The organism is Pseudorhodoferax sp. Leaf265 (genome assembly GCF_001422365.1).
Lineage (GTDB): Bacteria > Pseudomonadota > Gammaproteobacteria > Burkholderiales > Burkholderiaceae_C > Pseudorhodoferax.
Genome location: NZ_LMMT01000025.1, coordinates 1 through 11,521, shown reverse-complemented (window position 1 = coordinate 11,521; position 11,521 = coordinate 1). Strand labels below are relative to the sequence as shown.

The 11,521-nt window shown below is 69.1% G+C and carries 12 protein-coding genes; 11 read left to right on the top strand and 1 reads right to left on the bottom strand.

Going from position 1 to position 11,521, the window contains the following annotated elements:
* The first annotated feature begins 220 nt into the window (after positions 1 to 220).
* From ASF45_RS20825 to ASF45_RS20795, 7 genes are all read left to right on the top strand, one after another.
* Positions 221 to 1,060 carry a FadR/GntR family transcriptional regulator gene (locus tag ASF45_RS20825; protein ID WP_056667242.1) on the top strand — a complete coding sequence of 280 codons (840 nt, stop codon included), beginning with the start codon at positions 221 to 223 and terminating at the stop codon, positions 1,058 to 1,060.
* Positions 1,061 to 1,104: 44 nt separating this feature from the next.
* The gene (locus tag ASF45_RS20820; protein ID WP_056667239.1) at positions 1,105 to 2,412 is read left to right on the top strand and encodes an ABC transporter substrate-binding protein; all 1,308 of its coding nucleotides are present in this window, start codon (positions 1,105 to 1,107) and stop codon (positions 2,410 to 2,412) included.
* 80 nt (positions 2,413 to 2,492) lie between these two features.
* The gene (locus ASF45_RS20815) at positions 2,493 to 3,389 is read left to right on the top strand and encodes a branched-chain amino acid ABC transporter permease (RefSeq protein WP_056667237.1); all 897 of its coding nucleotides are present in this window, start codon (positions 2,493 to 2,495) and stop codon (positions 3,387 to 3,389) included.
* A complete protein-coding gene (locus ASF45_RS20810; protein WP_082551176.1) occupies positions 3,389 to 4,369 on the top strand; it encodes a branched-chain amino acid ABC transporter permease in 981 nt (326 codons plus the stop codon). Before ASF45_RS20815 ends, ASF45_RS20810 begins: the two co-directional genes overlap by 1 nt.
* Positions 4,366 to 5,118 carry an ABC transporter ATP-binding protein gene (locus ASF45_RS20805; RefSeq protein ID WP_056667235.1) on the top strand — a complete coding sequence of 251 codons (753 nt, stop codon included), beginning with the start codon at positions 4,366 to 4,368 and terminating at the stop codon, positions 5,116 to 5,118. The genes ASF45_RS20810 and ASF45_RS20805 overlap by 4 nt, the downstream gene beginning before the upstream one ends.
* A gap of 9 nt (positions 5,119 to 5,127) precedes the next feature.
* Positions 5,128 to 5,784: an ABC transporter ATP-binding protein gene (locus tag ASF45_RS20800; protein ID WP_056667232.1), complete on the top strand. Its 657-nt coding sequence runs from the start codon at positions 5,128 to 5,130 to the stop codon at positions 5,782 to 5,784.
* On the top strand, positions 5,781 to 7,370 hold the full coding sequence (locus ASF45_RS20795) for a class I adenylate-forming enzyme family protein (protein ID WP_056667229.1): 1,590 nt from the start codon (positions 5,781 to 5,783) through the stop codon (positions 7,368 to 7,370). The genes ASF45_RS20800 and ASF45_RS20795 overlap by 4 nt, the downstream gene beginning before the upstream one ends.
* Here the strand turns inward: ASF45_RS20795 and ASF45_RS20790 are convergent.
* Complete coding sequence (locus ASF45_RS20790; RefSeq protein WP_056667227.1) at positions 7,339 to 7,569, bottom strand: DUF2061 domain-containing protein; 231 nt, start codon at positions 7,567 to 7,569, stop codon at positions 7,339 to 7,341. The genes ASF45_RS20795 and ASF45_RS20790 overlap by 32 nt on opposite strands.
* A gap of 162 nt (positions 7,570 to 7,731) precedes the next feature.
* Between ASF45_RS20790 and ASF45_RS20785 the strand changes: the two genes are divergently transcribed.
* The 4 genes from ASF45_RS20785 to ASF45_RS37130 all read left to right on the top strand — a co-directional run bounded on the left by ASF45_RS20785 (position 7,732) and on the right by ASF45_RS37130 (position 11,092).
* Positions 7,732 to 8,715 carry a tripartite tricarboxylate transporter substrate binding protein gene (locus ASF45_RS20785; RefSeq protein WP_056667225.1) on the top strand — a complete coding sequence of 328 codons (984 nt, stop codon included), beginning with the start codon at positions 7,732 to 7,734 and terminating at the stop codon, positions 8,713 to 8,715.
* A gap of 31 nt (positions 8,716 to 8,746) precedes the next feature.
* Positions 8,747 to 9,493 (top strand): enoyl-CoA hydratase/isomerase family protein, encoded by a 747-nt coding sequence (locus tag ASF45_RS20780; RefSeq protein ID WP_056667221.1) that lies wholly within the window; start codon positions 8,747 to 8,749, stop codon positions 9,491 to 9,493.
* Positions 9,494 to 9,498: 5 nt separating this feature from the next.
* A complete protein-coding gene (locus tag ASF45_RS20775; protein ID WP_056667218.1) occupies positions 9,499 to 10,530 on the top strand; it encodes an AraC family transcriptional regulator in 1,032 nt (343 codons plus the stop codon).
* Positions 10,531 to 10,702: 172 nt separating this feature from the next.
* On the top strand, positions 10,703 to 11,092 hold the full coding sequence (locus tag ASF45_RS37130) for a DsbA family protein (protein ID WP_082551175.1): 390 nt from the start codon (positions 10,703 to 10,705) through the stop codon (positions 11,090 to 11,092).
* Positions 11,093 to 11,521 lie beyond the last annotated feature (429 nt).

Sequence of the window (11,521 nt, the reverse complement as noted above, 5' to 3'; positions counted from 1 at the left end):
CGCCCGGCAAAACCCGCCTGACGTGTTCAAGGGGAGCGCGATTGTAGACCTCGCAAAAAGGCCCACGAACGGCATGCAAGGGTCACGCAGTTGTGACTTTTCGGGTGCGAATCGGACCACCGACGGCGCGGGAAAACCCGCTGGTTGGCGCGCATGCGAATGCCAACAATCCGATTGTCCGACAAACAAAACCCGCCGCGGCGGAGCGAGGAGACCTGGCTTGACTGGCAGCACCCGTGCGCCGCGCCGCGAGGCCGAAGCAGCGTCCGACAGAAGGGGCAGCGCGCCGGCCCGGCTGCGCGAGGACGCCTCCATGTTCAGCCGGCTGCAGCTGGCGCCGGCCTACAAGCAGGTGTCCACCGAAATCGAGCGCTCCATCCTGTCGGGCCAGCTGCGCCCCGGCATGCCGCTGCCCACCGAGCAAAGCCTGGCCGAACGCTTCGGCGTGCACCGCTCCACCGTGCGCGAGGCGATCCGCCAGGTCGAACAGGAAGGCCTGGTGCAGCGGCGCGAGGGCCGCCGGCTGTTCGTCGCGCTGCCCGGCCTGTACGACCTGGCGCCGCGTACGGCGCGCCTGCTGATGCTGCAGCAGACCACCTTCGCCGAGCTCTGGCAGGTGGCCGTGACGCTGGAGCCGCTGGCCTCGCAGCTGGCCGCCGAACACGCCGAGCCGGCCGACCTCGAAGAACTCGCGCGCAACACCGAAGCGACGGCTGCGCTGCAGGCCCAGGGCACGAACACGCTGGAAGACGACCAACGCCTGGTCGAACTCGACGTGGAGTTCCATGCCCTGGTCGGCCGCGCCAGCCGCAACCGCCCGCTGATGCTGGCGCGCGAGCCCATCAGCCTGCTCTACAACCCCACGCTGCTGCAGATCCACCAGCGGCTGCCGCAGTCCAAGGCGCGCAACCTGGCCGCGCACCGCGGCATCCTGGACGCGCTGCAACGCCGCGACGGTGCCGCCGCGGCCGAGTGGACGCGCAAGCACATGGTCGATTTCAAGAAGGGCTTCGAGATGACCGGCCTGGACATGGCCGCCCCCATCGCGCCGCCGCCCTGATCGTGTTTCCGTTCCCGTTCCATCACCACAAGCAGGAGACAAGCATGCAAGCACAGAAGAAGATGGCATTTGGCGCCGCCCGCCTGGCCGGCCTGTTCGCGCTCACCGCGCTGGCCGCCGCGGCCCAGGCCCAGGAGACGTTCAAGATCGGCGTCGTGAGCTTCCTCTCGGGCCAGGCGGCCGAGAGCTTCGGCATCCCGGCCGTCAACGGCGCCAAGGTGCTGGTAGAGGCCTTCAACAAGGGCGAGGCGCCCGCCCCCTACAACAAGGCCGGCATCGGCGGCATGAAGATCGAGGCCGTCTACGTCGACGAGAACGGCGGCGCCACCAAGCAGGTGCAGGAGCTGCGCAACCTGTACGACCGTGAGAAGGTCGACGCCGTGGTCGGCTACGTGAGCTCGGGCGACTGCCTGGCCGTGGCGCCCGTGGCCGAGGAGCTCAAGAAGTTCCTGATCCTGTACGACTGCGGCACGCCGCGCGTGTTCGAGGACGCCAAGTACAGCTACGTGTTCCGCACCGCCTCGCACGGCACTATGGACAACGTGGCGCTGGCGCGCTACCTCAAGGCGCGCAACATCAAGGCCGAGAGCTACAACCTCATCAACCAGGACTACGCCTGGGGCCACGACTCGCGCGCCGACTTCAAGGCCGCCATGTCGCAGCTGTATCCGCAGGCCAAGGTCGGCGAAGACCTGTTGCCCAAGTTCGGCGCCGGCCAGTACGGCACCGAGATCTCGGCGCTGACCTCCAAGCGCGCCGACGTCACGCACTCCAGCCTGTGGGGCGGCGACCTGCAGGCCTTCGTGCTGCAGTCCGGCCCGCGCGGCCTGTTCAAGCGCTCGCAGGTCGTGCTGTCGGCGGCCGACCATGTGCTGACCCCGTTGGGCGACAAGATGCCCGACGGCACCATCCTCGGCGCGCGTGGCGCCTATGGCCTGCTGGCGCCCAAGAGCGCGCTCAACGACTGGTGGTGGAGCCTGTACGAGAAGGGCTACAACACCTACCCGGCCCAGGCGCCCTACCGCATGGCCCAGGCTCTGATGGGCCTGAAGCTCGCGGCCGAAAAGGCCATGGCCGCCAACGGCGGCAAGAAGCCCACGTCCGAGCAACTGGCCGCCGCGCTGAAGGGCAGCGAATGGGACGCGCCCGGTGGCCGCATCCGCATGACGCTGGGCGACGGCCAGCAGGCCACGCAGCCCACGGCCATCGGCAAGACACGCTACGACGCCGGCAAGAAGATGGTGCTGCTGGAAGACATCCAGCGCTTCCCGGCCGAGTGCGTGAATCCGCCGGCCGGCGTGAAGTCGGAAGACTGGATCAAGGGCGGCATGCAAGGCGCCAAGTGCGAGTGACACGCGGCGCCTGACCGTCGCCTCCGGCCGGCCTGCGTCAGCGGGCCGGTTGGAGCCTGTCTTCTTTCACGGAACCGGCCATGACCACCGCCATCACCATCCTCGTCGACGGCCTGAGCTATGCCTCCTGGCTGTTCATCGTCGCGCTCGGGCTCACACTCGTGTTCGGCGTGCTCAAGATCCTCAACATCGCGCACGGCAGCTTCTACGCGCTGGGCGCCTACGCGGCCGCCAGCTTCGTCGGCTGGTTCGCCACGCTCAAGCTGGCGCCCGAATGGTCGCTGGTCGCCATGCTGCTGGCCGCGGTGGCCGTGGCCGCGCTGGTCGCGCCGCTGACCGAGCGCGGCCTGCTGCGCTTCTTCTACGGCCGCGACGAGGTGCTGCTGGTGCTCGTCACCTACGCGCTGTTCCTGATGCTGGAAGACATCACCAAGCTGATCTGGGGCGCCAACCCCTACTACGTGTCCGAGCCCTACGCCATGTTCGGCAACATCGAGATCGGCGAGCAGATCTACGTGGGCTACGACTTCATGCTCATGCTGCTCGCGGTGGTGGTCGGCGTGGCGGTCTGGTGGGGACTGAACCGCACGCGCCAGGGCAAGATCGTGCTGGCCGTGATCCACAGCGAGGAGGTGGCCTCCAGCATGGGTGTCAACGTCTCGCGCGTGTACATGCTGGCGTTCGCGGTTGGCATCTTCCTGGCCTGCATCGGCGGGGCCTTCACGGCGCCGCTGATCTCGGTGCAGCCCGGCATCTCGGTCGGCGTGATCATCGTCTCGTTTGCCGTGGTCATCATCGGCGGACTGGGCAGCATCGAGGGCGCGGCCATCGGCGCGTTGATCGTCGGCCTGGCCCGCGCCGCCGCCGTGCACCTGGCGCCCCAGGTCGAGCTGTTCGCGATCTACGTGGTCATGGCGCTGGTGCTGGTGTTCCGCCCCGAGGGCCTGTTCCAACGCATCCAGGCGAGGAAGATCTGATGAAGAGCGCTGCCCTTCCCACCCCCGCAGCGCCGCGCCGGGCGACCGGCCTGCGTCCCGGCACCGTGCTCGGCGGCGGCCTCGGCCTGCTGGTGGCGCTGGTCGCCGTCGGCGCCTTCCTGCCGCGCTGGCTGGTGTTCCTCTTGACCATGGCAGCCTCGCACGGCCTGGTCTCGCTGGGCATCCTGCTGCTCATGCGCAGCGGCGTCGTGTCCTTCGGCCAGGGGCTGGTGTTCGCGGTCGGCGGCTATGCCGGCGCGCTGTGCTTCAACCAGCTGGGCATCACCGACGCACTGCTGCTCACGCTGGTCGGCGGCCTGGCTGCCATGCTGGTGGCGCTGCCGTTCGCGCCGCTGCTGGCGCGCTACCGCGGCATCTTCTTCGCGATGCTGACGCTGGCACTGTCCATGGTCTGCTACGGTGTGCTGGTCAAGACCACCAGCCTGGGTGGCTCCGACGGCTTCAACATGGGCCGGCCCACGCTGCTGGGCCAGAGCCTGTCGGACGAACGCGTGGCCTACGCGCTGTACGGCGTCACCGTCGTGGTGTCCGGCGTGCTGGCGCTGCTGGCGCGCGTGTACTTCGACTCCACGCGCGGCCTGATCGCCCAGGCCGTGCGCGAGAACGAGTTGCGCGTGGAGTACCTGGGCGGCTCGGTGCGCCAGGCCGTGGCGTTCAACTACGGCATGGCGGCCTTCGCGGGCGGCTGCGGCGGTGCGCTGACCGTGATGTCGCTGGGCCACATCGACCCCAACTTCAGCTACTGGACCACCTCGGGCGAGTTCGTGTTCGTCGCCATCCTCGCGGGCTCGCAGAGCGTGCTCGCCGTGTTCGTGGCCTCCACGCTGCTGGAGGTGGTGCGCTCCTTCTCCAACCTGTACTTCCCCAACACCTGGCAGCTCTCGCTGGGCCTGTTCCTGTTGCTGATGATCCGCTTCCTGCCGGGCGGCATCGGCTCTTTGTGGATCAAGAAGAAATGAGCGAGAACATCCTGCTGCGCGCCCGCGCCATCGAAAAGCGCTTCGGCGCCGTGGTCGCGGCCAGCAGCCTCAACATCGACATCGCCGCAGGCCAGCGTGTGAGCCTGATCGGCAGCAACGGCGCGGGCAAGACCACCTTCGTGAACATGGTGACGGGCTACCTCAAGCCCGACACCGGCAGCATCGAGCTGGGCGGGCGCGACATCACGCGGCTGGACCCGCGCGCGATCACGCACCTGGGCGTGGCGCGTTCGTTCCAGATCCCGCAGCTGTTCGCCGAACTCACGGTGCTGGAGAACATGCTCGTGGCCACGGCCTGCCATGGCCGGCGGTTGTCGTTCTGGCAGTCCGCGCGCGGCGACGAGGCCGTGGCGCGCGCCGACGCGCTGCTGCAGCGCTTCACGCTGGCCGAGCACCGCGACCGCCGCGTGGCCGAGCTGCCGGGCGGCGTGCGCAAGCTGCTCGACATCGCGATGGCGCTGACCGGCCAGCCGCGCCTCCTGCTGCTCGACGAGCCCACCAGCGGCGTGGCCGCCGAGGAGAAGTTCCCGATGATGGACATCATCATGACCGCGCTGGGCCAGGAGGCCATGACCGTGCTGTTCGTCGAGCACGACATGGACATCGTCGAGCGCTACGCCGACCGCGTGGTGGCCTTTTACGCGGGCCGCATCATCGCCGACGACACACCGGCCGTGGCCCTGACCGCGGACGACGTGCGCCGCTACGTCACCGGCACGCTGCACTAGGAGAAGGCCATGCTCACCGTCGAATCCGTCCACGTGTCCATCGGCTCGGTCCAGGTGCTGCGCAGCCTGCGCCTGGCTGTGCCCGCGCAGTCCATGGTCGGCCTGATCGGCCGCAACGGCGCCGGCAAGACCACGCTGCTGCGCACGGTCATGGGTCACCTGACGCCCACGCAGGGGCGCATCACATTCGAGGGCCAGGACCTGGCCACGGTGCCGCGCCACACGCGTGCGGCCATGGGCATCGGCTACATGCCCGAGGACCGTGGCCTGGTGCCCGAACTCAGCGTGGAGGAGAACATCCTCGTGCCGCTGTGGGCCACGCGCGCCAGCAACCAGCGCCAGCGTCTGGACTTCATCTACGGCGTGCTGCCCGAACTCGCGCAGATGCGCGAGCGGCGCGCGCTGCTGCTCTCGGGCGGTCAGCAAAAGCTCGTGGCACTGGCGCGGGCGCTGGGCGTGGGCACGCGGCTGCTGCTGCTCGACGAGCCCTTCGAGGGCGTGGCGCCTGCGCTGTCGATGCGGCTGGGCGAGGTGATCGCCGGGCTGCGCGGCGGTGCGCTGTCGGTGCTGATCGCGCAGTCGGACCTCAACCATTCGCGCAAGCTCGTGGATGGGGAGGTGGTGATCGAGCGCGGCGCCAATGCGGTGGTGGAGGCCACGGCATGACGACATGGCATGGCGTTGAACTTCCTGCCATGCGCGAGGAGGCCGTCTACGGCGACCGCGTGGTGCGCTGCTTCGCCGAACGGCCGGCCAGCGTGCACGCGCTGCTGGAGCGTACCGTGGCCGCGCACCCCGACCAGGACGCCGTGGTCCACAACGGCCAGCGCTGGAATTACAGAGCGCTCGACGCCGAGGTCGCGCGCATCGCCGGCGGCCTGGCCGCGCACGGCGTGCAGGCCGGCGAGCGCGTCGTGCTGTTCGTGGGCAACCGCCCCGAATTCATGTCGGTACTGTTCGCTGTGCAGCGCCTGGGCGCCATCGCCGTGCCCATCGGCGAGCGCGAGCAGCGGCCGGGCCTGGCCTACATGCTGCAGCAGTGCGGCGCCTGCGCCATCGTGTTCGACCAGACGCTGGCCGAGCGCATTCCCTTGCCTGACGAGGTGCCCGGCCTGCGGCTGCGCCTGGTCGTGGGCCAGGCGCCCGGCGTCCTGCCGCTGGCCGATCTGCGCGGCGACGTGCAGGCCGCCGCGCCCGTGCGCGAGCAGGATACTGCGCTGATCCTCTACACCTCGGGCACCACGGGCCGCCCCAAGGGCGCCATGCTCACGCACCTCAACGTCGCGCATTCGGTGCGCCACTACGAACTGTGCATGGGCCTGCGCGCGGGCGACCGGTCCGCGCTGGCCGTGCCGGCCAGCCATGTCACGGGGCTCATCGCCATCATTGCCGCCATGGTCCACATCGGCGGCGCGGTGGTGATGCTGTCGGAGTTCAAGGCCCCGGCCTTCCTGCAACTGCTCGAATCCGAGCGCGTCACGCACACGCTGATGGTGCCGGCCATGTACCAGCTGTGCCTGCTGCAGCCGGCCTTCGATCGCGCGCGGCTGGCCAGCTGGCGCATCGGTGGCTACGGCGGCGCGCCCATGCCGGTGTCGGCCATCGACGCCATGGCCGAGCGTCTGCCCGGCCTCACGCTCATCAACGCCTATGGCGCGACCGAGACCACCTCGCCCACCACCATGATGCCGGCCGGCCTCACACGCGCGCATGCCGACAGCGTGGGCGTGCCGCTGCCCTGCACCCATGTGCGCGTGGTGGACGACGAGGGCCACGAGCTGCCGCCTGGCGAGAGCGGCGAGCTCTGGATCGGCGGCCCCATGGTCGTGCCCGGCTACTGGGACAACCCGGAGGCCACGGCCGCCAACTTCACACAGGGCTACTGGCATTCGGGCGACCTGGGCAGCGTCGATGCCGACGGCTTCGTGCGCCTGTTCGACCGCAAGAAGGACATGCTCAACCGCGGCGGCTTCAAGATCTATTCGGTCGAGGTCGAGCATTGCCTGGTGGCGCTGCCCGGCGTGGTCGAGGCCGCCATCGTCGGACGACCCTGCCCCGTGCTCGGCGAGCGCGTGCACGCCTTCCTGTACGCGCCCGAGCTCGCGCGCGACGACGAGGCCGTGCGTGCGCATTGCCGCGCGCGCCTGACCGACTACAAGGTGCCCGAGACCATCACCTGGTCCGACACCCCGCTGCCGCGCAATGCGGGCGGCAAGCTGCTCAAGCGGCTGCTGCGGGAACAGCTCGCCTGAGGGCGATGCGCTGCCAAGCCTTCTCGTGGAAGAAGAACGCGAAGGCCTGGACAGTGGGCTCCAGCAGGCTCAGCGTGAGCGACATGAGCAGGTTGCCCGTGACGGCATAGGCTACGGCGGCAGCCACCAGGATGTGCATCACGTAGTAGCTGCCGGTCTTCTTCAGGGTCGGGAGGTTGTTGCGGGCGAAGGCGGCCATGGTGGAGTCCTGGGGAGAGAAACGACGATGAATGGATGGTAGATGCGAGCGATTCGCAACGCCAATCGGTTTCGCCTAAAGCGCTCATAGCCAGGAAAACCCCGAAGCGCCGGGCGCGCTGGCGCACGACCATGGCGCTTCACCTGTTCTTGCGATTGCGCCATGCCCCATACCATCCATCCCTCCCGCCGCCAGCTGCTCGCGCTCGGCGCCGCCCTGCCCTGGGCTGCCCGGGCGCAGCCCGCCTGGCCCAGCAAGCCGCTGCGCCTGGTCGTGCCGTTCGCACCGGGCGGCAGCTCGGAGATCGTGGCGCGCTCGGTCGCGGGCGAGATGGCCAAGACCATCGGCCAGAACGTGTTCGTGGACAACAAGCCCGGCGCGGCCGGCAACATCGCGATGCAGGAGGTCGCCGCCAGCGAGGACGGCCACACGCTCATCCTGGGCCACATCGGCACGCTGGCCGTGAACCCCTACATCTTCAGCAAGCTGCCCTACGACGCCGAGCGCGACTTCGTGCCCGTCACGCTGCTGTCCAAGGTTCCGAGCCTCTACGTGGTCCACCCCGACCTGCCGGTCAAGGACCTGAAGGAGTTCGTCGCCTATGCCAGGGGCAAGCCGGGCCAGCTCAACTATGGCTCTGCCGGCAACGGCAGCGCCGGCCACCTAGCATTCGAGTACCTCAAGATGGTCAGCGGCACCTTCGTCGTGCATGTGCCCTACCGCGGCACCGGGCCCATGCTGACCGACCTGATGTCGGGCCGGCTGCAGGCGGCCTCGGTCGGCGCCCCAGCGCTCTTGCCCTTCATCAAGGCCGGCCGGCTGCGCTGCATCGCCACCGGCACGACCGAACGGCTGCCGCAGCTGCCCGATGCGCCCACCGTGGCCGCCCAGGGCTACCCGGGCTTCGAAATGACGCAGTGGTATGGCCTGCTGGCGCCGGCCAAGTGGCCGCGCGCCAACATGGCCAAGCTCGAAGCCGAGGCCATCCGCGCGGCCAAGGGCAGCATCGTCAGGGACAAGCTCTCGGCCGACACGGCGCTGGCCGTGGGCAGCAGCGCAGCGGAGTTCGGCGCGTTCATCAAGAGCGAGCAGGCGCGCTGGAAGCCGGTGATCGCGCGCGCGCAGATCAAGCCGGAGGGCGCGTAGCCGGGGGGCACTGTGCGAACATGCGCCCCCCATGGATACGCCCCTTCTGGAGATCACCGGCGCCAGCGCCACCATCACCTTGCGCCGCCCCGAGCAGGCCAACCGACTGGAGCCGCAGGACCTGGAGGTGCTGGCCGCGCACATCGCCACCGTCAACGCGCGGCCCGAGGTGCTGGTGCTGCGGCTGGCGTCCACGGGCCGCTACTTCTGCAGCGGCTTCGACATCGGCCAGATGGACGCGCAGAAGCCCCAGGCCTTCGAGGAACTGGCGAACGCCCTCGAAGACGCGCGCCCGGTCACGCTCGCGCTGTTGCAGGGCGGCGTCTACGGTGGCGCCACCGACCTCGCGCTGGCCTGCGATTTCCGGCTCGGTGTGCAGGGCATCGACATGTTCATGCCGGCCGCGCGGTTGGGTCTGCACTTCTACCCGCGCGGGCTGGAGCGCTATGTGAGCCGGCTCGGCCTGGACCAGGCCAAGCGCCTGTTCCTGACGGCCGAGCGCATCGGGGCCGAGGAGATGCGCGCGATCGGCTTCCTGACCCAACTGGTCGCGCCCGAGGCGCTCGCCGCCGAGGCCGATGCCTTGACGCAGCGCCTGGAAGCCATGGCGCCGCTGGCCATGCTCGGCATGAAGAAGCATCTGAACCACATCGCACGCGGCACGCTCGACAGGGACGCGCTGCAGCACGACATTGCGCGCGCCGCGCATTCGGCCGACCTGCAGGAGGGCCGTGCGGCCTGGGCCGCGAAGCGCGCGCCGCAGTTCACCGGCGGCTGAACCGCATGGCCGCGCCGCCGGATTTCACCCAGCACACCATCTCCATCGTGCACGTGCACCGCGTGCTTCTCGGTGCGCGCCGACGCGCCGTCGATGTGGACGGTCTGCTCGCGTGCGCCGGCATTTCGTCGGCGCTGCTCGGCTCGCCGCTGTCCCGCGTGACGCGCGACCAGTACGCGCGCCTGTTGGGCGGCCTGCGCCACACCCTGCGCGACGAGCTCTGGGGTCTGTGCCCCACGCCCTTGCCGCTGGGCAGCTTCGCGCTGGGTTGCCGCCTGATGCTGGGCGGCCGCACGCTGGGTGCTGCGCTGGCGCTGGGCCTGCGCCACTACCGTCTGTTGCTGCGCGACCTGGTGCCGCGGCTCGTCGTGCAGGACGGCGTGGCCCACCTCAGCGTGGCGCCGCGCGTGCCGGTCGATCTGGCGCTGGCCTATGCGCAGCGCACCTTCATCTTCTTCACCTACGGTCTGGCCTCCTGGCTCGTGGCGCGGCGCTTGCCGTTGCTGGGCCTGGAGTACCCGGCCGTGGTGGCGGCCGAATTCCCCGACGCCGGCGAAGTGCTGCGCGCGCCCGTGCGTGAAACGCGGGGCGGCGCGGGCTGGTACGTGGATGCTCGCTGGCTCGAACTGCCCGTGGTGCAGACCGTAGAAAGCCTGACCGAATTTCTGCTGCACGCTCCGGCCAACCTGCTGGTGCGCTACCGCGAGTCGTCCAGCATCACGGAGCGCATCCGCCGCATCCTGCGCGGCCACCTGGCCGGCAAGATGCCTTCGCTGGAAGACATCGGCCGCGAACTTGCGATGACGCCGCAGACCCTGCGCCGCCGGCTGCACGAGGAAGGCCGGGGCTACCGCAGCATCAAGGAAGCCCTGCGCCGCGACGCGGCCATCGAGTACCTCGCCCGGCCCGAGCTCGCGCTGCCCGAGATCGCCGAGCGCCTGGGCTTCTCGGAGTCCAGCACCTTCCAGCGCGCCTTCAAGCAATGGACCGGCGTGGCGCCCGGCGAGTACCGGCAGGCGCACATCGCGCGGCCTTGAACCGGAGCGCTCAACCGTATGGCGCAGTCGGCCAGTCGCTGCCTGCCTTGGTCGAACGCGCCGTCGCCGCTGGCCGAAGCCGCCATCGAGCGCAGTGCCGTGAAGGGCGTGCTGGGCCTGGTCCAGCCGCTCAAGGGCGACTACTTCGCTAGGACATCCGCCGTGTGGCGCGTTGGCTGGGCGCGTCCTATGCACCTGGCGACACGGCCGCCTTCGCCAACGTGGCGACCGACCGCGCCTTCTGGCTGATCCGCGACGCGGATGCCAAGGCGCCCAAGCGCTTCGCGGCGCAGGTGTTCCGCCGCCACCACGTGCTCGGCGATTCGCCGCGCGCAGGACAGGCGCTGATGGCCATCGTGGTTGCCACGCAGTCCGACGTGGTGGATCTGCCGACGCGCTGCTGCAGGGCCAGGCCTGCAAGGACCGGCTGCGCCGAGCCACCGAAGCCGCTGCGGCAGCTGGCGTCTGGGGCGCGCCGGCCTTCGCCGCCGACGGCGAAGTCTTCTGGGGCGTGGATCGTTTGCCCATGCTGGACAACGGGCCCGAACGAGGAGGATGGTGACGGAGTCGAAGGACGAGCCCGATCCCACTCTTGTCTTGGTCTGTTGCAGGCCGCCCTCTGCGGAAGTAATTTTCCGCATTTGCTTGCAAGAGGGGCGATCTGTTGTATAGTCGTGGGCTTCGCTGATCACTGCTTCAAACGCTGTGATCCACCAGCTCGGCCAAGCTGCTCGGCAGGTTGAAAAAGAAAGCGAAAAAGCTGTTGTATAGTCGTGGGCTTCGCTGATCACTGCTTCAAACGCTGTGATCCACCAGCTCGGCCAAGCTGCTCGGCAGGTTGAAAAAGAAAGCGAAAAAAGTTGACCGGCCTTTTAAAAACGTGTCATAATCGAAGGCTTCGCTGATCACAGCGAGTCAAGCAAGTCAGTCGCAAGGCTGGGGTTGCTGCGGTRGGTCTTTAAAAACATACAGCCGATAAGCGTGGGCGTTT